The sequence below is a fragment of the Massilia sp. LjRoot122 genome (assembly GCF_964252725.1).
Classification (GTDB): domain Bacteria; phylum Pseudomonadota; class Gammaproteobacteria; order Burkholderiales; family Burkholderiaceae_D; genus Telluria.
Window position 1 is genome coordinate 4,199,020 of the sequence record NZ_CAXUPB020000001.1, and the last position, 21,141, is coordinate 4,220,160.

A 21,141-nucleotide genomic window follows, 5' to 3' on the forward strand; every position below is an offset into this window, starting at 1 on the left:
CGGTGGACATCAACTACGCGAAATACCTGCCGCTGTCGGAAGCGACTTTCTACGTGCTGGCGGCGCTGCGCGAACCCTTGCACGGCTATGCCCTCATGCAGCAGGTCGAAGCAATGAGCGAGGGCAAGGTGGTCATCGGCCCCGGCACGCTCTACGGCGCCTTCGCCGCACTCGAAAAGCAGGGACTGATCGAGAAGCTCAGCGAAGTGGAGCGGCGCAAGACCTACGGCCTGACCGACAAGGGCCGCCTGGTCCTGGCCGAGCAGGTAAAACGGCTGACCATCATGGTACGCAACGGGCAGTTTGCACTGTCATTTTTGAATCGGGGAGAAGCAGCGTGAGCACGACGGTAAGGATCTTTAAATTGTTCTGGGCCCACCAGGACGAGCAGCAGGAAGACTGGCTGCGTTCCATGGCGCAGCAGGGCCTGCACCTGCTCAAGGTGAACCCTTTCTGCTTCTGGACCTTCCGCCGCGGCGAGCCGGCCGACGTCGTGTATCGCGTCGACTTCCCCAACGCCAGCCACGATCCGGCCTTCCGGCAGCTGATGCAGGACGCCGGCTGGACCCTGGCCGCGAAGACGGTCGGCTGGCACTACTGGCGTACCCCGGTCGTCCGCGGCAAGGCGCCGGCGCTGTTCACCGACAATGCGTCGAAGGCCAACAAATTCAGGCAAAGGCTCGCCACCTTCGTGGCCGCCGCCATGCCTGTCTTCGTCACCTTCTTCCTGCTCGACATGCCGGGCAAGCTGGACCAGCTGTCCATGCCCTTCCTGGTGGCGTATTGCGGGGCGCTCGCCGTGTTCCTGCTGATCATGCCCTATACGATCCTGCGCTTATGGCTGCGGGTCCGCGCGCTGAACGGTTCATTGCCGGCCTGATGCCGGCGCCAGCCGCCGCAGCCGCAGCGCGATGCCCATCCCCACGCCGAGCAGCGCGCCGAGCACGGCGACCACGCCGGGCCAGGCCCAGTGTTGCCACACATAGCCGGTGAACCAGCCGACCACGCTCGAGCCGAGGTAGTAGCAGAACAAATAGATGCCCGAGGCCAGGGCCTGCGGCGCTCTGGCGCGCCGCCCGACCCAGCTGCTGGTCACCGAGTGCGCGGCGAAGAAGCCGAAGGTGGCCAGGCCCGTTCCCAGCACGATGGCGACGATGGAATCGTGCAGCGTCACCAGCAGCCCCGCGATCATCACGCCCATGAACAGCCACAGCACGTTGCGCCGCCCGAGCCGGTCGCCGAGCTTGCCCGCCCACATCGAGCTGAACATGCCCAGCAAATACAGCAGCGACACCGCGCCCACCGCGCTCTGGCTCAGGCCGAAGGGCGGCGCCAGCATGCGATAGCTGATGTAGTTGTACAGACTCACGAAACAGCCCATCAGCAGGAAAGGCAGCACGAACAGCCAGGGCAGGCCCTCGTCGGCCAGGTGGGTGCGCAGGCCGTCGAGGAAGCCCGGTCCCCGCGCCCGTTTGCTCTCACCGTGGCGCGAGGGCGGCAGGCTGCGCGAGAACTCCCAGGCGGCGTACAGGCCGGCCGCGCCGAGCAGGCCGAGCGCGATGCGCCAGGAGACGAAGTCGCTGATCACCGAGGACAGCACCCGCCCGCTCATGCCGCCGAAGGCGCTGCCGCTGATGTAGGTGCCCATGGCCAGGCCGAGCGAGGTCCCTTCGATCTCGTCGCTGAGGTAGGCCATCGCCACCGCCGGCAGGCCGCCCAGCACGAAGCCGAGCAGCACGCGCACGCCGACCAGCTGGGTGTAATCGAGGGCGAAGGCCGACAGCAAGGTCAGCAGCGCGCCACCGACCATCGAGGCGACCATCAGCTGCTTGCGGCCGATGCGGTCGGCCACGCTGCCCGAGGCCAGCAGCGCCACCGCCAGCGTCGCGGTGGACACCGACAAGGCCAGGCTCGATTGGGCGGGAGTGAGGGAGAAATCCTGCGCCAGAAGCGGCATCAGCGGCTGTACGCAGTAGAGCAATGCGAAGACGGAAAAGCCGCCGAAGGCCATCGCGCGGTTGATGCGGCGGAATTCCTGGCTTCCCGCCGCGATCGGACCGCGCCCATGGCTCATGATAAATGCGTCACGGCAAATCCGCGTCCAGCTCGGACCCGGCGTAGTTTTCCAGCTCGGTGAAGAGCTGCTTCATGCTCGCCTTGGTACCGATGTGTTGCAGCACCGTGCAGTGCTCGCGGTAGGTGGCGATGCGCTCGGCGATGATGGCTTGGTGGGTGGCTGGCACCTGCGCCATCAGTTCGGCCCAGCCGGCTTCGAAGTCCGGCTTGTTCTTGCGCACCGATTTCACCAGGCGCTCGAACTCCTTCTGGCCGGTGCGCGCCGTGATGCGCCCGCCGCCCTCGACCGCGAAGATGATCGCCAGCGCGAGCACGCCTTCGGCATTCAGGTCCGGATCGTTGATCGGGCCTTCGTAGTGATGGCGGCGGATCCACTGGGCCGCGCGCACGATCGCCTGCACGCCCTGGCGCTGCTTCAGCTGGGCGAGATAACGCTCGTAGCCGGACCAGGACTCGCCCGGGTCGGCCGTGCACAGGTCGACGAAGAGTTCCTTCAGGCGGCGCTGGGAATAGATCGGGTCGACGTCGTACTCGCCCACCAGGCTGTCTTCGGGCAGCGCGGACAGGTCCTTCACCAGGCGGAAACCCTGCTGGAACACCAGCTCGGCGCCCTCCTCGATCAGGATGTCGAGCGCATCGAGGTCGTCGTCGCTGTCCACCAGGTGCTCGAGGCCGAGCGAGACGCCGCCCACGGTCAGCAGCAGCGCGCGCTGGATGCCTTCGGCGGTGCGGTCATTCGTGAACTTCTCGGCCACCATGGCGGTGATGCCGGCCAGTTCGTCCGCCAGCACCACGGTTTCCTCGTCGGTGGCTTCACCCGGCAGCAGCTTGATGGCGCGTACCAGGCGCGGCAGCTTCTCGATGACGATTGCGGGCAGCATCGTTCCGGTCGCCCCGCTCACGAGAAGATGTCCGTGCCCATGCTGCGGCGGGTGCCGCGGCGCGGCATGCTGCGCACCGAGGGCACCTGGCGGCGCAGGCGGTACAGCAGTTCACGCGTGTTGCGCTGCATGAAGGGCGATTCTTCGTCCGGATCGTCCGGCAGCTCGACGTCGGCCAGGTCGGCGCTGTGGCGGAATTCCGGGAACAGCTCGAGCAGCGAACGCTCCCAGCCGTCTTCGCTGGCCTTGGCCAGGTCGACCGCCAGCGGCACGATGTCGCTGTCGCTGCTGGTCTGGCCCGTCACGTAGCGGCCTTTCGCCAGGATTTCGCCGGCCACCTCGAGGATTTCCTTCGGGGCCAGCGACCACAGGATCGCGAACACGGTCGCGCCGTAGTCGGTGGCCGAGGCTTCCTGCAGCAGTTCGTGGCGGCGGTCTTCGTCGTCGTTGGCGTAGACGATGCCGTGCACGTGGTTGAACAGGTTCTCGGCGATACGTTCCGGATCGTCTTCGATCAGGTTGTCCGGCCAGGTGGCGGCGATGTAGGCCAGGCTCTCGGCCCAGGCCTTGGGCGGCACCAGCAGGGTCGCGACCGAGGTCTTGGCGCCGTCGAAGCCGGACAGGTGCAGCGCAGTGACCTGGGGCGGCAGGGTCGACAGCACCTCGACGACCGCGTAGTCGCCGTGCTCGTCGGCGGCCTTCGAGAACGCCTCCTCGGCGTGCTCGAGCGAGCCGGCCAGCACCAGTTCGCTGACCTGCCTGGTCAGCGCGGGCAGATTGGCTTTGTTGCCTTCGTCGCTCATTCGCGCTCTCCGTCTGCATCGAACAGCTGGGTGAAGTCGTCGGTGGCGGCCGTGTCGTCCATGTCGTCGTCCTCGCCCTCGTCGCCTTCGGCCAGGCGGTCGAGCGAGCGGTCTTCGTCGTCCCAGCGGCCCTGGTTCTTGTACAGGAAGGCCGTGATGATGGCCTGGCGCGCCAGTTCCGGATAATTCGCGGTCATCGCCTCGTACATGGCGCGGCCTTCGTCGCCCGTGCACTCGGCCATGGCGAACACGCGCGAAGGAATGCTGCCGTCGTAGTCGGCGGCTTCACGCAGCAGGCCTTTCGGATCCTTGAACTTGATGCAATCAACGAGCGCGAAGGCCATCAGGTTGACGTCGTCCAGGCCCGATCCGCCGGCGTACTCGGACACCAGTGCGTTGACCATCATGTCGTAGTTCTTCTTGTTGGGCGGGTCGCCCAGCGTGCCCTCGATCTGTCCTTCCAGTTCGCGTGACTGGAACGAAAATTCGGGATGTACGTTTTTCATTGTGTGTCCTGTTGATTCAATGGTGGGCGCAGCTCAGTGCGGCAACTTAGTGCGGCAGATTCACGCCGTTCAGCGCGAATACCGAGCGCCACAGCTCGAAGGCTTCGGCCTCGGCATCGAGCACGATGCGGTGGTTGACGCTCTGGTTGTATTCGGCGCGCTTGACCGGATCCGACAGGATCTCGTAGGCCTTGGTGACGGCCTTGAAGCGCGCTTCGGCGCCCGGGGCCTGGTTGCGGTCCGGGTGGTAGCGCATCGCCAGCGAGCGGTAGACCTTCTTGATCTCGTCGTCGCCGGCATTCGGGGCGACGCCGAGGATCGCGTATAAATTTTCCAAAGAGACTCTCCCGAGAGTTGGCCACTGCGGGCCGCAAGACGGCCAATCCGAGATTATCCTATATAAAGCGATAAGCTGGCGAGGCCGGCGCTTTTACGGGAAGCCTTCAGCGGCGGTAAGGCTGGACTGGAGGCGGCGTGTGCGGACCTGCCTGCGCAGTAGCCGGCTGAGCTGCCGGGGGCAGCGGCATTCCGGCCAGGGCCAGCAGCCAGGCGCGGACCAGGTCCGGATGGGTGGCGAGGGTTTTCATGGTTGAGCCTTGCGAATGAAGCGACTGCCCCCAGTATGTCTCTACCAAACGCTGCCTACCGTGCGCTCCACCACATACAGGGGCGGCTGCCCCCTGCATTACGGTAAAATGTGCGCAACTTACCTATACAGAACTCTTTCTCCATGAGCAACGAAAAGAATACGCCGGCCGCTGCGGGCAATCCCCCATCGTCCAATTTCCTGCGCGCCATTATCGAAAACGATCTGGCGGCCGGAACGCATGCGCGCGAAGGCATGCCGCCCGTCATCACCCGCTTCCCGCCGGAACCGAACGGCTACCTGCACGTGGGCCATGCCAAGTCGATCTGCCTGAACTTCGGCCTGGCGCGCGACTACAACGGCCGCTGCCACCTGCGCTTCGACGATACCAATCCGGAGAAGGAAGACCAGGAATACGTCGACACCATCATGGATTCCGTGAAGTGGCTCGGCTTCAGCTGGGAGCAAGGCGACGGCGAGTACCTGCACTACGCCAGCGACTATTTCGACAAGCTGTACGAGATGGCGGAGTACCTGATCCGCGAAGGCAAGGCCTACGTCGACAGCCAGAGCGCCGCCGACATGGCGAAGAATCGCGGCAACTTCGGTACGCCGGGCACCAACTCGCCCTTCCGCAACCGCCCGGTGGAAGAATCGCTGCAGATTTTCCGCGACATGAAAGCCGGCAAGTACAAGGACGGCGAGCACATCCTGCGCGCCAAGATGTCGGAAGACGCGATGGCCTCGCCGAACATGACCAACCGCGACCCGGCCCTGTACCGTATCCGCCATGCGCACCACCACCGCACGGGCGACGCCTGGTGCATCTACCCGATGTACGACTACACGCACCCGATCTCGGATGCGCTGGAGTCGATCACCCATTCGATCTGCACGCTGGAATTCCAGGACCACCGCCCGATGTACGACTGGCTGGTGGACACCCTGGCCGACGGCGGCTTCTTCCCGCGCCCGGTGCCGCGCCAGTACGAGATGGCGCGCCTGAACCTGACCTACGTCGTCACCTCCAAGCGCAAGCTGCGCCAGTTGGTGGACGAAGGCGTGGTGACCGGCTGGGACGACCCGCGCATGCCGACCATCGTCGGCCTGCGCCGCCGCGGCTATACGCCGGAATCGATCCAGCTGTTCTGCGAGCGCATCGGCGTCTCGAAGGCCGACGGCTGGATCGACATGAGCACCCTGGAAGGCGCGCTGCGCGACGACCTGGATCCGAAGGCGCCGCGCGCCATCGCGGTGCTGCGTCCGCTGAAGCTGATCGTCGACAACTTCCCGGAAGGCGAATCGGTCGAGTGCACCTCGCCGGTCCACCCGCATCATCCGCAACTGGGCGTGCGTACCTTCCCCTTCACGCGCGAACTGTGGATCGAGCAGGAAGACTTCATGGAAGTGCCGACCAAGGGCTACCACCGCTTCACCCCGCCGGTCGGCGACCAGCCGGGTGCGCGCGTGCGCCTGAAGTACGGCTACGTGGTCGAGTGCACCGGCTTCGACAAGGATGCAGACGGCAAGGTGACCGCGGTGCACGTGAAGTACTTCGAGGATTCGAAGTCGGGCACGCCGGGCGCGGACAACTACAAGGTCAAGGGCAACATCACCTGGGTCAGCGCGGCCACCGCGCTCGAAGCCGAGGTGCGCCTGTACGACCGCCTGTTCACGGAGCCGCAGCCGGACGCCGGCGGCAAGGACTTCAAGGCCGCGCTCAACCCGAACGCCCTCGAGACCGTGACCGCCTACCTGGAGCCGGGCATGAAGGATGCCGCGGCCGACCAGCGCTTCCAGTTCGAGCGCCACGGCTACTTCGTGGCGGACCGCGTCGATTCGCAGCCGGGCAAGCCGGTGTTCAACCGCGTGACGACGCTGAAGGACAGCTGGGGCAAGTAAGTTCTGCCATCGCGCCATACTGCTGACGGGAGAGTCGGCGGTATGGCGCGCTCCCCTCCTTACGAAACGTTTCCATTTCGTTCACTTCCGTTGCTTTTCTGCCATACCTATTAAGCCTGATAGGTACTTGGTTCTGTAAACAAGCTTAGCGTAGGAATGTATGTCGCATTATCGCGACGCATCCACCTAGCAAGCGAGATTACGGACCATGCTCCCCCGCCGCCCCTCATCCCATTTGGTCGTGATGCCAACGACGATGCTGACCGGGGCCGTGCTGTCGGTGGCGGTCGGCACTGTCCTCTACCTGGCCACCGCCAAGGCGATCGAGAGTGACGCCCAGACGCGTTTCCGCGGCATGGCGCGCACCGCCCAGTTCGCGATCGACGCCCGCATCAAGAGTTATTCCGACGTCCTGCGCGGCGCGGCCGGGCTGTTCCGCGCCAGTAACGAGGTCGGTCCCGACGAATTCCGCCACTACGTCGAGCAGCTCGACACGCCGCGCAATTTCCCCGGTATCGAAGTCATGAATTACGCCCGCAGCGTCGGCCCGGCTGAACTGCAGGCAGTGGACGCGGACGTGCGGCACCGGCTGCGCCAGTACGGCATGCCGGAGCCTGCCAGGGAACTTCGTCCCCTGCCCGGCCGCGACAGCTACACGATTCTCGTCTACATGGAACCGGCCACCCCGCAAACGCTCGACAAGCTCGGCCTCGACCTGGAAGCGCGCAGCTACATCCGCCGCACGGCGGCGCAGTCGCGGGACTACAATACCATCGCCGCTTCGGGCTTCCGCGTCAGAGTACTGCCCGGCCCCATTCAGAACGTGCTCGCGATGCGCTTGCCGGTGTACCGCGGCGGCATGCCGATCGACACCGTCTCCCAGCGCCGCGCCGCCTATCTTGGCTCCGTCGGCATCGGTTTCGGCGTCAACAGGATGGTCAACGGCGTTCTCGAGGGTTTCCCTGTCAGCGGAGTGCGCCTGGTCCTCACCGACCTCAACGATGTGCCTCAGGAGCCGGGCGAGAACCGGATCAGCGCGGTCCTCTATGACAGCCATGCGGCGGAAAGCCTGCCGCCGGCCGTGTCCGACGACGCCGAACTGCTGAAGGCCAGCCTGCCGATCGAATTCAACCAGCGCCAGTGGCGCGCCGATTTCAGCGTCGCCAAGTCGGCGCTGTACACGCGCTTCGACCTCTACTACCCCTGGATGGCCGCCCTCGCCGGCTCGCTCAGCACGGCCCTGCTGTATGCGCTATTCCAGACCATGGCCTCCTCGCGCCGCAGCGCCTTGCGGATGGCCGAGGACATGACGCGCGAACTGCGCGCGAGCCAGGGCAAGCTGCAGGCTACCAACGAGAAGCTGCGCCAGCTGGCTGCGCACGCGGAACAGATCAAGGAAGCCGAACGCAAACGCATCGCGCGCGAGATCCACGACGAGCTCGCGCAGAACCTGCTGGCGCTGAAGATCGAGGCCGAGTTCCTCGCCAACCGCACGCGCGACAAACACGGCCGTCTGCACGAGCGCGCCAGCGCGACGGTGCGCCAGATCGACCTGACCATCCGCAGCGTGCGCCAGATCATCAACGACCTGCGGCCGAACGTGCTCGACCTCGGCCTGAATGCGGCGGTGGACTGGCAGGTGAGCGACTTCGCGCGCCGCACCGGCATCGCGTGCGAGCTGGTCGAGGACGAAACCGAATACCACATCGACGACCAGTCGGCCACCGCGCTGTTCCGCATCCTGCAGGAGTCACTCAACAACGTGGCGCGGCATGCACGTGCGAGCAAGGTAAGGATCGACCTGCACCGGCACGCGGACATGCTCACCATGACGATCCGCGACAACGGCATCGGCATGCAGCCGGGCAGCCGCAACCGCAACGGTTCCTTCGGCCTGGTCGGCATCGAGGAGCGCATCAACATCCTCGGCGGCAGCTTCTCGATCAGCAGCGGGCCGGACACCGGCACCACCATCGTCGTCACCATTCCCGTGGACGGATATCTGCCCGGGACGAACGCTTTCCGTGCACACGACAGCGATGTCGTGTTGCCGGCCATCGCCTGACACATGCAGCAGATGTGCCGCCATGTTGTCTCGTTTCAGCACAGCTGTTTCTCGGTTGACAGAACTCAACATTAAGCCTGACCGGGCGCAGGACAATAGTTATCACTGCCACCGGTCAAGACGCAGTTCTTGGCTTCCGATAAACGCGCCACGTTCTTTGAGGAGGATTCTCTGACGTACCGCTTCAACACTAGGGATTAAAAAGAATGCCTTAACAACAGCTCTACAAAAAAAGGTGATAACTATGTCGACTAACGAATTCGCAGCCTTCGCAGCACTCGATCTCGCTCCGATCAAAATGAAACTGATGCATGTGGAATCCGGTGAGGGCTGGTCCGCGTTACGGGCCGATGCTGTGGAAACGGAGTACCGCCGCTTCCTCTTCCTGATGAAGAAATACCCCGACGCCCAGGCCTCGCCGACCGTCGACGTCGACACCTTCTGGCACTATCACATCCTCGACACGATGAAGTATGCGCAGGACTGCGAAGCCGTGTTCGGCTACTTCCTGCACCACTATCCGTACGTCGGCATCGGCGCCGATGCAAATGACGACGACCACGCTGCTGGGGGCGAACGCATGCGCGAGATCTACGAAGCGGAATTTGGCGTCTCGCCTGCATCCGACGCTGCGAATGCATTCTGCTCGTCGCCGGGCAAACCGGGCCAAGCCGCCAGCGCCGCGTACGCGTTCTGCTCCTCGCCGGGCAAGCCGGGTAAAGCGGCCGATGCCGCGTATGCGTTCTGCTCCTCGCCGGGCAAGCCACGCGAAACGGCCGATGCCGCGTATGCGTTCTGCTCCTCGCCAGGCAAGCCGGGCGAAGCTGCCAGCACGGCGTACGCATTCTGCTCGTCGCCGGGCAGACCACGCGTAGTCGCCGGCGCCGCGTATGCGTTCTGCTCCTCGCCAGGCAAGCCACGCGAAACCGCCAGCGCCGCATTCGCATTCTGCTCCTCGCCGGGAAAGCCACGCGAAGCCGCCAATGCCGCGTACGCCTTCTGTTCCTCGCCGGGAAAGCCGTCGCAGGCGCAGTCTGATGCCGTGGAATATTGCGCCGCACCGGGCAGGGAGCTGTCGCACGCGGCCTGACTCCCTCCCTCTACGGCCGGTGTGGCGACAGGCCACACCGGCCGTTTTTCATTCAGCAGGCCAGCGCGTGCCCGTCATGCTGCGGCCTGACCATCAGCTCGCGCAATTCCCGGATACTGAACTCGCTCTCCTCGTGCATGCGCAGCAGCAGCGTCGCGCCGATCGGCAGCGTATTGTGGCGGATCTTGCTGATCACCGGCGGGGCGACTTCGAGCACGCGCGACAGTGCGGCGTCGTTCTTCAGGCGCAGCCTGGCGATGATGGCGTCGAGGACGCGGTTCGGATCGTATTCCGCGCCGGGCGGAAGGCGTCTGATGGGCATATGATTCTTTCAGGAGTGTTAATTATTTGCCATTTTCCGTGGTCTTCAGTGAATTATTTGCGTGAAGATCCGCTGGGACATCATTCGTATGGCTTTTTTACCAACGGACGAAATGATACACACTCGACTTGATGTTTGCACAAGACGCTGTCATTTTGAAGGCAGGGACGCACGAAGGCCTCCGGCAAGGCCGGAAGCCGTCAATGCTCTGGAGGAGGAAGGCTTACTTCTTTTTCGCGGGAGCGGCCTTGGCCAGCGCGCTGGCCTGGTACAGGGTGCGCGCGTCGGTATGCGCCCGTTCGACGGTGCGCATCTCGGGATTGTCGTCGTGGGCGACGAAGTATTCCTTGTCCTGCGCGGCGACGACGATCTTGATGGCGGCGGCGTCCTTGACGCCGTATTTTTCGACGATGAGCGTGGTCACTTCGTCGAGGTATTCTTCATAGGTCATGCTGGCCTCTCGTTCTGGGTGCCCGATTGTACCTGCGCCAGCGCCGCCGCGACATCGGGATAACGCAGCCGCACGCGCAGTTCGCGCTTGAGCCGCGTATTGTCCAGGCGGCGCGACTCGGACATGAAGGACAACAGGGTTGGCGTGACCACCGCTTGCAGTTCCGCGCGCGGCAGGCGCGGCGGGCGCGTCAGCTTGAACGCGTCGGCCACGGCGTCGAAATAGTCGCCCATCTTCATGCGCGTATCGTCCACCGCGTGCAGCACCCGGCCGCCGCCAGGGGCGCGGAACAAGGCCAGCGCCACGATGCGCGCCAGGTCGTCGGCGTGGATGTGGTTGGTGTACACGTCGTCTTCCGGCCGCAGCGCCGGCGTGCCCTGCTCCAGGCGCTTGAGCGGCAGGCGCTCGAGGGCATAGATGCCCGGCACGCGCAGGATCGTCAGCCGCGTGCCGCCCGCCAGCGCCCGGGCGCGCAGCACCCGTTCGGCATCGACACGCCGCTGCGCCCTGGCGTTGCGCGGCGCCACCGGCCGCGTCTCGCGTACCAGCTCGCCGCCGCAGTCGCCATATACCCCGCTCGTGCTCACATAGACCAGGCGCGCCGCCTTGCCGAGCGCCGCCACCAGGTGGCGCGTGCGGCGGTCGACGCCGCCTTCGGGCTGCGGCGGCGCGAGGTGGACGACCCAGTCGGCCAGGCCGCGCAGGCGGCGCAAGCTCGCGGGACGGTCCAGGTCCGCCACGATCGGCACGGCGCCCGCGGCGCGCAGTTCGGCGCAGCGCTCGCGCTGGCTGGTGAGGGCAAAGATGCGGAAGCGTCCGGCCAGCAGCGGCAGCAGGCGCATGCCGACGTCGCCGCAGCCGACGACGAGCAGGCGTGGACGGTGGAAAGAGGCGGGCTGGATCATGGAGGGGATGACGAAGGAAAGCTTGCTACTCTAGCACAGGCTTCCGGCTGGCGTTTCGCGGCGTTTGGGGCGCCGGTGTAGAATACCGCCCATCAAACCCTGTCGAATCAACGGCTTGCCGCGCGCAGCCACCAACCGCCTACACCGCATGACCTTCCAGATCACCGTCCAGCCCAGTGGCCACCAGTTCACCTGCGAAGCCGACGAAACCGTCCTCTCCGCCGCCATCCGTGCCGGCATCGGCCTGCCCTACGGCTGCAAGAACGGCGCCTGCGGTTCATGCAAGGGTAAAGTGCTCGACGGCGAACTGACCCACAAGCCGCACCAGCAGCGCGCCCTGAGCGACCTCGAAAAGACCCAGGGCATGTCGCTGTTCTGCTGCGCCGTGCCGCAGCAGGACCTGGTGATCGAAGCGCACGAAGTGGGCGGCAGCTCGGAGTACCCGGTGCGCAAGATGCCGACCCGGATCGCGGGCGTCCGCAAGGCCGCGCCCGACGTCGCCATCGTCACGCTGCAGCTGCCGGCCAACGAAGCCCTGGCCTACCGCGCCGGCCAGTACGTCGAGTTCCTGCTCAAGGACGGCAAGCGCCGCGCCTACAGCATCGGCTGCGCGCCCTCGTTCAGCGGCCCGCTCGAGCTGCACATCCGCCACCTGCCGGGCGGCCTGTTCACCGACCACGTCTTCGGTGCCATGAAGGAGCGCGACATCCTGCGCTTCGAAGGCCCGCTCGGCACCTTCTTCCTGCGCGAGGAATCCGACAAGCCGATCGTGCTGCTGGCCTCGGGCACCGGCTTCGCCCCGGTGAAGGCCCTGGTCGAGCACCTGATGCACCTGAAATCCACCCGCCCGGTGCGCCTGTACTGGGGCGGCCGCCGCCCGCAGGACCTGTACATGGACGAACTGTGCCGCGCATGGGAAACCACCCTGCCCGACTTCCGGTACATCCCGGTGATCTCGGACGCGCTGCCGGAAGACGCCTGGCAGGGCCGCACCGGCTACGTGCACGCGGCCGTGATGCAGGACATCCCGGACCTGTCGGGCCACCAGGTCTATGCCTGCGGCGCACCCATCATGGTGGAATCCGCGCGGCGCGACTACGTGGCGCAGTGCGGGCTACCGGAAGACGAGTTCTTCGCGGACGCCTTCACCAGCGAAGCAGACCTGGCCCAACCATAAGGGCCGGATTCGGGCACAATGCATGGGTAGCAACCCAGCATTGTCCCCGAAAGCCCTTCATGTCCCTGCTGTCCTCTTCCAGCGGCCTGGCCGTCCTGCGCAACCGCAACCTCGCCTTCTACCTGTCCGGCCGCTTCCTCGGCACCCTCGCGGTGCAGATGCAGAGCGTGGCCATCGGTTGGCAGGTCTACCAGATCACCGGCAGCCTGTTCGACCTCGGCCTGATCGGCCTGGCGCAGTTCGCGCCCTTCCTGGTCCTGATCCTGTGGGCCGGCCACGTGGCCGACCGCTACAACCGCCGCAACATCGTCCTGCTGTGCATGGCCACCCAGCTGCTATGCAGCCTGTTGCTGGTGGGGTTCACGGCCACCGGCAGCCGTGTCGTCTGGCCGGTGTTCGCGATCCTGGTGCTGTTCGGCTCCGCGCGCGCCTTCATGATGCCGGCCTCGCAGGCGGTGCTGAAGAACCTGGTGCCGGACCGCGACTTCAGCCAGGCCGTGGCCCTGGGCTCCTCGAGCTTCCACGTGGCGGTGATCGCCGGCCCGATCGTCGGCGGCCTGCTGTACGTGTTCGGCCCGATGACCGTGCACCTGGTCGCGGCCAGCCTGCTGACGGTCGCGGTGCTGTGCATGTCGCGCACCCGCGCCGCGAGGCAGGCTCGCAGCCAGGGCCCGGTGAGCCTGGCGTCGCTGTTCGAAGGCCTGCGCTTCGTGCGCTCGCGCCCGATCGTGCTGGGCGCGATCTCGCTCGACCTGTTCGCGGTGCTGTTCGGCGGCGCCACCGCCCTGCTGCCGGCCTATGCGCACGACGTGCTGCATGCCGGCCCTACCGCCCTCGGCTGGCTGCGCAGCGCGCCCGGTTTGGGGGCGGCGCTGTGCTCGATCGTGCTGGCCTTCTATCCGATCACGCGCCGGGTCGGCCTGTGGATGTTCGGCGGCGTTGCCGTGTTCGGCCTGTGCACGCTGGTGATGGGCTGGACCGACAGCCTGCCGGTGGCCCTCGCCGCCCTGTTCATCCTCGGCGCCGGCGACATGGTGAGCGTCTACATCCGCCACCTGCTGGTGCAGCACGAGACGCCGGACGACATCCGCGGGCGCGTCAGCGCGGTGAACTCGGTGTTCATCGGCGCCTCGAACGAACTGGGTGAATTCGAGTCGGGCGTCACCGCCGGCTGGCTCGGCCTGACCCGGGCGATCCTGCTGGGCGGCGCGGCCACGCTGGTGGTGACCGGCTTGTGGGCAGTGCTGTTCCCGGTGCTGTCGCGCATGGACCGCTTCCCGCACCACGACAAAGAACCAGAAAGCGTGAAGGCATGAGCATCTTGCAATATGGACGCCCTTGCAAGTTGCCGGGGCGGCCCCACCTGTCGTAACAGGACGCGGCCTAAATCGCGCCGCAGGTAAGATGTAATCGTTATGACAACAGGAGCAAGCATATGCAAATCAACGTCAATACCGACCGTACCATCAGCAAGAGCCCGGGCCTGGAAGAACACGTGCAAACGGTGGTGAACGGCGCGATCGGCCGTTTCAGCGACCATCTGACCAGTGTCGAAGTCCACCTGAGCAACGAGAACCGTGAAAAGCATGCCGACGGCGGCAACTCCTGCATGATGGAAGCGCGTGTGCGCGGCTACCAGCCGGTCGTCGTCCACGAGCATGCCGAGGAATTGCACCAGTCGATCAAGAACGCCGGCGGCAAGCTCGCGCGCGCCCTCGACAGCGCCCTGGGCCGCCTGCAGGACAAGAACAAGCATACGTCCCCGGCCATCGACGATCCGCTGTCGGACAAGCACCTGACCGACTCGTAAGGCAGCATCCGGCGCACGCCCTGCTCCTGGGCGTGCGTTGTTTACGCCGCCGCCCCTTCCAGCATCGCCCTGAGCTCGCGCAGGTAGCGCAGGCCCGCCAGTGCGCGGCTGCCATACCACGACATCATTTCCCCATCGACCAGGAAGACCGGGATGCCAAGCTGCTTCTCGAGCGCATCCGCATGCGCTTCCGTGAAGCGGTAGGGCTCGGTGGACAGCAGGACGGCGTCGAGCTGGGCGACCAGCTGCTCGGACCAGTCGAAGCGCGGATAGCGCGCCTCGCCCAGGTGCGGGATCGTCCAGCCCAGTTCGGCCAGCATGGCGGCGATATAGGTGTCTTTCGACACGCTCATCCAGGGATCCTGCCAGATGCAGTACAACACCGTGCGTTGCGGCGCCCGTGGCAGCGCACGCAGGGCCGCCTGCTCGCCTTCGAACCCGGCGCACCAGCGCTCGGCCGCCTGTTCCGCCCCGAAGATCCCGCCCATCAAGCGCGCCAGCGCCAGGTTGTCGCCCGGGACCAGCGGGTGCGTGACGACGATGTTCGGCACGAATTCCGCCAGTTGCTCCACGGTCGGTTTTTCGTTCTCGTCGATGTTGACCACGAGGTGGGTCGGCGCCAGCTTGCGGATCTTTTCGATGTTCACGTCCTTGGTGCCGCCGACCTTCGGAATGGCCTCCACGGTCGCGCGCGGATGGATGCAGAAGCCGGTGCGGCCGACCAGTTGCCCCGCCAGGCCGAGATCGCACAGCAGTTCGGTAATCGAGGGCACCAGCGACACGATGCGGGCATCCGGTGCGGGAACATGTTGGCGGCCGAGCGCATCGACCAGGTGGGAAGGATTCGTCATGGCCGCCATTTGACCACTGTTGTTTATCAAACGCTACCCCATGCGCATGAGTTGCAATGAGTTATCATGCTGGGCCGTAATGACGCTTTCCGCCAGAGAACCCCTTGGACCAGATCGGCACCTTCGGTGCTTCCCCCTACACCACGCGCGAGCTGCAGCTGTTCCGCGATGCCGACGACCCGGTCGTCGCGGCGGCGCTCGCCCCGTGCGCGGTGATCCGGGTGGCGGCCGGCCAGCGGGTCGAGGACGGGCTGCACGCCCGCCTCTACATCGTGCTTTCGGGCACCCTGGAAGTCGCGCCGGACGCCCACAGCGGCAACGAGGACAACAGCGTGACGCGCGTGCTGCCCGGCGAGAGCGTGGGCGAGCAGGCTGTGCTGGACGACGCGGTGAACCTGGCCGCGATGACCGCGCTGGAAGACTGCGAGCTGCTGGTCATCGAACCGGAGCTGGTGTGGCAGCTGATCGACCGCTCGAACGTGCTGGCGCGTAATCTGCTGCGCCTGCTGTCCTTCCGCGTGCGCGCCGCCAATGCCCAGCTGAAGCGGCGCCAGAAGCTGGGCGAGTTCTACCGCCAGCTCTCGCTCAACGACGGCCTGACCGGCCTGTACAACCGCGCCTGGCTCAACGAGATGCTGCCCAAGCTGGCAACGCGGGCGCGCCAGGATGGCAGTCCGCTGTCGATCATCATGATCGACCTCGACCACTTCAAGCGCTTCAACGATACCCATGGCCACATCGCCGGCGATGCCGCGCTGTCCAGCGCCGCCGGCGTGATCCGCGAGTCGCTGCGTCCCTCGGATTTTGCGGTGCGCTTTGGTGGTGAAGAACTGATGGCGGTGCTGCCGGACACCCAGACCGGCCTGGCCGAAATGGTGGCCGAGCGCCTGGCGGAACGCCTGCGCACGGCCATGGTCTTCCCCGACATGCGCCTGCCCTTGCCGCATATTACGGGCTCGTTCGGCGTGGCCAGCCTGGCGCCCGGCGGCGACGAGCATGGCCTGATGGCGGCGGCCGATGCCGCCCTGTACCGCGCCAAGCAGGCGGGACGCGACCGCGTCAGCATTTGAGCGGGCCGGTGCCGCGCCGATTTCACGGCTGACGCCGGACGCATTCTGTGCCACCATGTCGCCTGCCCGCCCTCCTGGGGCGACACCATAACAATACATGAGCACGCATACCTTCCTCTGGCACGACTATGAAACCTTCGGCGCGGTCCCGCGCCGTGACCGCCCGGCCCAGTTCGCCGCCATCCGCACCGACGCCGAGCTGAACGAGATCGGCGAGCCGATCATGCTGTATTGCCAGCCGGCGCCGGACTTCCTGCCCGATCCGCAATCCTGCCTGATCACCGGCATCACGCCCCAGCACTGCCTGGAACATGGCGTGCCGGAACACGAATTCGCGCGCCGCATCGAGGCCGCCTTCAGCGAACCCGGCACCATCGGCGTCGGCTACAACACGATCCGCTTCGACGACGAAGTGACGCGCCACCTGTTCTGGCGCAACCTGATCGATCCGTATGCGCGCGAATGGCAGAACGGCTGCGGGCGCTGGGACTTGCTGGACGTGGTGCGCATGACCTATGCGCTGCGTCCGGACGGCATCGAGTGGCCCAGCAAGGAAGACGGCAAGCCGAGCTTCCGCCTGGAACACCTGACCGCGGCCAACGGCCTGGTCCATGATGCGGCCCACGACGCGCTGTCGGACGTGCGCGCCACCATTGCGCTGGCCCGCCTGATCAGGCAGAAGCAGCCGAAGCTGTTCGACTTCTGCCTGGAGCTGCGCCGCAAGGACCGCGTCGCCGCCGAGATGGGCCTGCACCTGGAACCCTCGCAGCGCCAGCCTTTCCTGCACGTGTCCGGCATGTTCCCGGTCGAGTACGGCTGCCTGGGCCTGGTATGGCCGCTGGCCCAGCACCCGACCAACAAGAACGAGATCCTGGTGTGGGACTGCCGTCACGATCCCTCGGAACTGTTCGAGCTGGACGTCGAGACGATCCGTACCCGCATGTTCACCCGCAGCGCCGACATGCCGGAAGGGATGACGCGCCTGCCGATCAAGAGCGTGCACCTGAACAAGTCGCCGATGCTGGTCGGGAACCTGAAAACCCTGCACCCCAGCATTGCGGCGCGCTGGGACATCGACCTGGAGCGCGGGCGCGCGCACGCTTCGCTGGCGGCCGCCGGACGCAACATGAGCGCAATCTGGGCCGAGGTGTTCAAGAAGCCGGCCTCGGGCATTGAGGTCGACGTCGATGAAGACCTGTACGGCGGCTTCGTCGGCAATGGCGACCGCCGCAAGCTGGAATCGCTGCGCCACGAAAAGCCACAAGCGCTGGCCGGCATGCGGCCCTCCTTCGAGGACGAGCGCCTGAGCGAGCTGTTCTTCCGCTACCGGGCGCGCAACTTCCCGCAGACTTTGTCGGAAGCTGAGATGCAGCAGTGGGAGGCGCATCGGGCGGCGCGGCTGTTCGACGGTGCAGCCGGGGCGCGCACCGTGGATCAGCTGTTCATGGAGATCGATGCGCTGTCGGAGACTGCGGACGAGCGAGCGGAGGAGATCCTGGGCGCGCTGTATGACTATGCGGAAGGGATTGCGCCGAGCAGGTATTGAAGCTGGAATGTACTTGGGTCCCGGCCTGCGCCGGGACGACGTGCCAGGTGTAACGCTCGGAGATGCGGTAGCGGTCTTCCTTAGCTAACTGAAAGACCGTCGTTCCGGCGAAGGCCGGAACCCAATTTTGTTAGCGCATCGAGAACGCGTCCTTACCCCCGCGCCCCATTGATCGCATCCCGCGTCTCGATCGCCACCCGACGGGCCGCGGCCGCGAAATCCTCGCCCTCTCGCGGCGCCGCATACAGAATCGCCCGCGACGAATTGATCATCATCCCGGTCCCGTTCGCGCTACGCCCCGCCTTCACGGTCGCCTCCACATCCCCACCCTGCGCCCCGACACCCGGGATCAGCAGCGGCATGTCGCCCACCAGCTTGCGCACCTGCGCGATCTCGTCCGGGAAGGTCGCGCCGACGACGAGCGCCAGCTGGCCGTTGCGGTTCCACTTCTCCGCCACCAGCTGGGCCACGTGCTGGTACAGGGGCCGTCCGCCCACGTCCAGGAACTGCAGGTCCGAGCCGCCGGCGTTCGAAGTGCGGCACAGCACGATCACGCCGCGGTCGGCCCATTCCAGGTAGGGCTCGACCGAATCGAAGCCCATGTAGGGACTGACCGTCACCGCGTCCGCGCCATAGCGGTCGAAGGCTTCGCGTGCGTACTGGTGCGCGGTGGCGCCGATGTCGCCGCGCTTGGCATCGAGCACCAGCGGGATGTGCGGATAGTTCTCGCGCAGGTAGCGGCAGATTTCTTCCAGCTGCGCCTCGGCGCCCAGCGCCGCGAAATAGGCGATCTGCGGCTTGAAGGCGCAGGCCAGGTCGGCCGTGGCGTCGATGATCGCCTTGCAGAACTGGACGATCCCGTCCGGCTGGCCTTGCAGGTGAGCCGGGAAGCGCGCCAGGTCCGGGTCGAGCCCGACACACAGCAGGGAATTGTTGCGGGTCCATGCTGCGGAAAGTTTGTCGATGAATGTCACGTCGGGCCCCTTGTCAGTCGATTATTGCAAACCCATTATTGTACCCGCCAGCCATGAAGCTGGCCGAATGGACGCCGATGATGCGCCAGAATATCTTTACATCATGTATATTTTGACCATTCGACAACTTGCCATGGAAAGATCATGACATCTACCCTCTTCGCGCGCTGGACCCGTACCCTTGCCCTTGCCCTGCTCACCGGTTCGCTGCTGTCCGGCTGCGGCTACAACGAGTTCCAGACCAAGGACGAGGCAACCAAGGCCGCCTGGGGTGAAGTGGTGAACCAGTACCAGCGCCGTGCCGACCTGATTCCGAACCTGGTCAACACCGTCAAGGGCTATGCCTCGCACGAGCGCGAGACGCTCGAGGCCGTCACGCGCGCCCGCGCCGCTGCCACCAGCTTCCAGATCACGCCTGAGGTGCTGAACGACCCGGCCGCCTTCCAGAAGTTCCAGCAGGTGCAGGGCGAGCTGTCCGGCGCGCTGTCGCGCCTGATGGTCGTGTCCGAGAAGTACCCGGACCTGAAGGCCGACACCAGCTTCCGCGACCTGCAGTCGCAGCTGGAAGGCACCGAGAACCGCATCACGGTGGCGCGCCAGCGCTACATCGCGTCGGTGCAGGACTATAACGTCACCGTGCGCAAGTTCCCGACCAACCTGACGGCCATGATGTTCGGCTACGACGCCAAGCCCTCGTTCACGGTCGAGAACGAAAAGTCGATCTCGACCGCGCCGACGGTCGACTTCGGCAAGTAAGCGATGCACGCGCCGACTGGAGGCCGTTTCCTTCGTTTCCTGTGGGCCCTGTTGCTGGCCTGCGTGCTGGCATCGCCCGCCTTCGCCCAGCTCAAGCCGGTGCCGGCCCTGAGCGGACGCGTCGTCGACGAAGCCGGCATGCTGGACGCCGCCCAGCGCGAGCGCCTGACCGCGGTGCTGGCCGACTACGAGGCGCGCACCGGGAGCCAGATCGCGGTCCTGCTGGTCAAATCGACCGAGCCGGAGGCGATCGAGCAGTTCAGCATCCGCGTCACCGACGCCTGGAAGCTGGGCCGCAAGGGCGTCGACGACGGCGTGCTGCTGATGGTCGCGCGCGACAACCCGAGCTCGCTGCGCCGGCTGCGCATCGAGGCCGGGCGCGGCGTACAGGGCGTGCTGACCGACGCCCAATCCAAACGCATCCTGCAGGACGTGATCGCGCCGCACTTCCGCCAGAACCATTATTACGAAGGCCTGGTGGCCGGCGTCGGCGCCATCGCGACCCTGCTCAACAAAGAGAGCTTCCCGGCTCCGGCCCAGCAACAGCAGCTTCCCCAGCGCCAGGCGCAACAGGATTCCGGCGGCGGCTTCTCCATCTTCGGCATCCTGGCCCTGGTCATCGGCTTCACCATGCTGCGTTCGATCTTCCGTCCGCGCCGCAGCCGGCTGTCGCCTAACCACTGGGGGCACCGCGGCAGCAGCGGCATGGGCAACGTCGCCACCGGCATCATCCTTGGCAGCATCCTGAGCGGCGGAGGACGCAGCGGCGGCAGCTTCGGCGGTGGCGGCTTCGGTGGCGGCGGCTTTTCCGGCGGCGGGGGCAGCTTCGACGGCGGTGGCGCCTCGGGAGACTGGTAATGGGTATCGGACAAAAGATCAAACGCGCCTGGCGCCACCTGGGCAGCAGCAGCGGCGAGGCCAGGCACGCCTTTCCGGAAACCACGCTCACTGCGATCAGCGAAGCCATCACCGCCGGTGAACAGACCCACCGCGGCGAGGTCCGCCTGATCGTCGAGAAGGCCCTGCCCTTCGACGATGCCTGGGACGGCGTGAGCAACCGCCAGCGCGCGCTGGCCCTGTTCGCCGACTACGGCGTGTGGGACACCGAAGACAATTGCGGCGTGCTCATCTACATCAACCTGGCCGAGCACAAGGTGGACATCGTGGCCGACCGCGGGATCGACCGCAAGATCGACAGCGCCACCTGGCAGGCGGTGTGCCGCACCATGACCGAGGGCTTCAAGGCCGGACGCTTCCACGAGGCGACGCTGGCGGCGATCGGGCAGGTCAACGAGCTGCTGCGCCAGCACTTCCCGGCCAACGGCAGCCGCGCCAACGAATTGCCGGACAAGCCGCTGATGCTGTAGAGG

At 65.9% G+C, this 21,141-nt stretch carries 24 protein-coding genes; 13 read left to right on the forward strand and 11 right to left on the reverse strand.

The features are described from left to right. The first annotated feature begins 2 nt into the window (after positions 1 to 2). A complete protein-coding gene (locus tag ACSQ25_RS18400) occupies positions 3 to 341 on the forward strand; it encodes a PadR family transcriptional regulator (RefSeq protein ID WP_436107111.1) in 339 nt (112 codons plus the stop codon). After that, positions 338 to 880: a DUF2812 domain-containing protein gene (locus ACSQ25_RS18405; RefSeq protein WP_436107112.1), complete on the forward strand. Its 543-nt coding sequence runs from the start codon at positions 338 to 340 to the stop codon at positions 878 to 880. The genes ACSQ25_RS18400 and ACSQ25_RS18405 overlap by 4 nt, the downstream gene beginning before the upstream one ends. Here the strand turns inward: ACSQ25_RS18405 and ACSQ25_RS18410 are convergent. The 6 genes from ACSQ25_RS18410 to ACSQ25_RS18435 form a co-directional block, all read right to left on the reverse strand. Next, on the reverse strand, positions 866 to 2,074 hold the full coding sequence (locus tag ACSQ25_RS18410) for an MFS transporter (RefSeq protein WP_436107113.1): 1,209 nt from the start codon (positions 2,072 to 2,074) through the stop codon (positions 866 to 868). The genes ACSQ25_RS18405 and ACSQ25_RS18410 overlap by 15 nt on opposite strands. Positions 2,075 to 2,084: 10 nt before the next feature. After that, the gene (locus ACSQ25_RS18415) at positions 2,085 to 2,957 is read right to left on the reverse strand and encodes a hypothetical protein (protein WP_436108105.1); all 873 of its coding nucleotides are present in this window, start codon (positions 2,955 to 2,957) and stop codon (positions 2,085 to 2,087) included. 17 nt (positions 2,958 to 2,974) lie between these two features. Then, positions 2,975 to 3,760, reverse strand: a complete 786-nt coding sequence (locus ACSQ25_RS18420) for a hypothetical protein (RefSeq protein ID WP_436107114.1) — start codon at positions 3,758 to 3,760, stop codon at positions 2,975 to 2,977. After that, positions 3,757 to 4,266: a hypothetical protein gene (locus tag ACSQ25_RS18425; RefSeq protein ID WP_436107115.1), complete on the reverse strand. Its 510-nt coding sequence runs from the start codon at positions 4,264 to 4,266 to the stop codon at positions 3,757 to 3,759. The genes ACSQ25_RS18420 and ACSQ25_RS18425 overlap by 4 nt, the downstream gene beginning before the upstream one ends. Positions 4,267 to 4,312: 46 nt before the next feature. Next, positions 4,313 to 4,603, reverse strand: a complete 291-nt coding sequence (locus ACSQ25_RS18430) for a DnaJ domain-containing protein (RefSeq protein ID WP_436107116.1) — start codon at positions 4,601 to 4,603, stop codon at positions 4,313 to 4,315. A 106-nt stretch (positions 4,604 to 4,709) separates the two neighbouring features. Next, positions 4,710 to 4,853, reverse strand: coding sequence for a hypothetical protein (locus ACSQ25_RS18435; RefSeq protein WP_436107117.1), 144 nt, complete (start codon positions 4,851 to 4,853; stop codon positions 4,710 to 4,712). A gap of 143 nt (positions 4,854 to 4,996) precedes the next feature. Between ACSQ25_RS18435 and ACSQ25_RS18440 the strand changes: the two genes are divergently transcribed. The 3 genes from ACSQ25_RS18440 (at position 4,997) to ACSQ25_RS18450 (ending at position 9,909) form a co-directional block, all read left to right on the forward strand. After that, positions 4,997 to 6,754, forward strand: coding sequence for a glutamine--tRNA ligase/YqeY domain fusion protein (locus tag ACSQ25_RS18440; protein ID WP_436107118.1), 1,758 nt, complete (start codon positions 4,997 to 4,999; stop codon positions 6,752 to 6,754). A gap of 244 nt (positions 6,755 to 6,998) precedes the next feature. Continuing rightward, complete coding sequence (locus ACSQ25_RS18445) at positions 6,999 to 8,819, forward strand: CHASE domain-containing protein (protein ID WP_436107119.1); 1,821 nt, start codon at positions 6,999 to 7,001, stop codon at positions 8,817 to 8,819. 244 nt (positions 8,820 to 9,063) lie between these two features. Then, entirely contained in the window at positions 9,064 to 9,909 is an 846-nt protein-coding gene (locus tag ACSQ25_RS18450; RefSeq protein ID WP_436107120.1) for a glycine-rich domain-containing protein, read from the forward strand. A gap of 52 nt (positions 9,910 to 9,961) precedes the next feature. Here the strand turns inward: ACSQ25_RS18450 and ACSQ25_RS18455 are convergent, their stop codons facing one another. The 3 genes from ACSQ25_RS18455 to ACSQ25_RS18465 all read right to left on the reverse strand — a co-directional run bounded on the left by ACSQ25_RS18455 (position 9,962) and on the right by ACSQ25_RS18465 (position 11,587). Continuing rightward, positions 9,962 to 10,231, reverse strand: a complete 270-nt coding sequence (locus ACSQ25_RS18455) for a hypothetical protein (RefSeq protein WP_436107121.1) — start codon at positions 10,229 to 10,231, stop codon at positions 9,962 to 9,964. A 223-nt stretch (positions 10,232 to 10,454) separates the two neighbouring features. Next, positions 10,455 to 10,682 (reverse strand): hypothetical protein, encoded by a 228-nt coding sequence (locus ACSQ25_RS18460; protein WP_436107122.1) that lies wholly within the window; start codon positions 10,680 to 10,682, stop codon positions 10,455 to 10,457. Then, positions 10,679 to 11,587: an SDR family oxidoreductase gene (locus ACSQ25_RS18465; RefSeq protein ID WP_436107123.1), complete on the reverse strand. Its 909-nt coding sequence runs from the start codon at positions 11,585 to 11,587 to the stop codon at positions 10,679 to 10,681. Before ACSQ25_RS18465 ends, ACSQ25_RS18460 begins: the two co-directional genes overlap by 4 nt. 148 nt (positions 11,588 to 11,735) lie before the next feature. Here ACSQ25_RS18465 and ACSQ25_RS18470 point away from each other — a divergent pair, with 148 nt between their 5' ends. From ACSQ25_RS18470 to ACSQ25_RS18480, 3 genes are all read left to right on the forward strand, one after another. Further along, positions 11,736 to 12,764 carry a CDP-6-deoxy-delta-3,4-glucoseen reductase gene (locus ACSQ25_RS18470; RefSeq protein WP_436107124.1) on the forward strand — a complete coding sequence of 343 codons (1,029 nt, stop codon included), beginning with the start codon at positions 11,736 to 11,738 and terminating at the stop codon, positions 12,762 to 12,764. Between the two features lie 59 nt (positions 12,765 to 12,823). Further along, positions 12,824 to 14,080 carry an MFS transporter gene (locus ACSQ25_RS18475; RefSeq protein WP_436107125.1) on the forward strand — a complete coding sequence of 419 codons (1,257 nt, stop codon included), beginning with the start codon at positions 12,824 to 12,826 and terminating at the stop codon, positions 14,078 to 14,080. Between the two features lie 119 nt (positions 14,081 to 14,199). Next, on the forward strand, positions 14,200 to 14,574 hold the full coding sequence (locus ACSQ25_RS18480; protein ID WP_436107126.1) for an HPF/RaiA family ribosome-associated protein: 375 nt from the start codon (positions 14,200 to 14,202) through the stop codon (positions 14,572 to 14,574). A 41-nt stretch (positions 14,575 to 14,615) separates the two neighbouring features. Here the strand turns inward: ACSQ25_RS18480 and ACSQ25_RS18485 are convergent, their stop codons facing one another. Further along, complete coding sequence (locus ACSQ25_RS18485) at positions 14,616 to 15,425, reverse strand: helical backbone metal receptor (protein ID WP_436107127.1); 810 nt, start codon at positions 15,423 to 15,425, stop codon at positions 14,616 to 14,618. 104 nt (positions 15,426 to 15,529) lie between these two features. Here ACSQ25_RS18485 and ACSQ25_RS18490 point away from each other — a divergent pair, with 104 nt between their 5' ends. Together ACSQ25_RS18490 and sbcB are read left to right on the forward strand one after the other, a co-directional pair. Then, a complete protein-coding gene (locus ACSQ25_RS18490; protein WP_436107128.1) occupies positions 15,530 to 16,495 on the forward strand; it encodes a GGDEF domain-containing protein in 966 nt (321 codons plus the stop codon). Between the two features lie 97 nt (positions 16,496 to 16,592). Further along, the gene (gene sbcB, locus ACSQ25_RS18495) at positions 16,593 to 18,041 is read left to right on the forward strand and encodes an exodeoxyribonuclease I (RefSeq protein ID WP_436107129.1); all 1,449 of its coding nucleotides are present in this window, start codon (positions 16,593 to 16,595) and stop codon (positions 18,039 to 18,041) included. A gap of 152 nt (positions 18,042 to 18,193) precedes the next feature. On the opposite strand, the gene pyrF is transcribed toward sbcB, so the two are convergent. Next, positions 18,194 to 19,015 (reverse strand): orotidine-5'-phosphate decarboxylase, encoded by an 822-nt coding sequence (pyrF, locus tag ACSQ25_RS18500; protein WP_436107130.1) that lies wholly within the window; start codon positions 19,013 to 19,015, stop codon positions 18,194 to 18,196. A gap of 144 nt (positions 19,016 to 19,159) precedes the next feature. Between pyrF and ACSQ25_RS18505 the strand changes: the two genes are divergently transcribed. Genes ACSQ25_RS18505 through ACSQ25_RS18515 form a run of 3 tightly spaced genes read left to right on the forward strand, consistent with a single transcriptional unit; the run spans position 19,160 to position 21,138 of the window. Then, positions 19,160 to 19,771, forward strand: a complete 612-nt coding sequence (locus ACSQ25_RS18505; RefSeq protein ID WP_436107131.1) for a LemA family protein — start codon at positions 19,160 to 19,162, stop codon at positions 19,769 to 19,771. A 3-nt stretch (positions 19,772 to 19,774) separates the two neighbouring features. Then, positions 19,775 to 20,629, forward strand: a complete 855-nt coding sequence (locus tag ACSQ25_RS18510; protein WP_436107132.1) for a TPM domain-containing protein — start codon at positions 19,775 to 19,777, stop codon at positions 20,627 to 20,629. Further along, positions 20,629 to 21,138 (forward strand): TPM domain-containing protein, encoded by a 510-nt coding sequence (locus ACSQ25_RS18515; protein ID WP_436107133.1) that lies wholly within the window; start codon positions 20,629 to 20,631, stop codon positions 21,136 to 21,138. The genes ACSQ25_RS18510 and ACSQ25_RS18515 overlap by 1 nt, the downstream gene beginning before the upstream one ends. Positions 21,139 to 21,141: the final 3 nt, after the last annotated feature.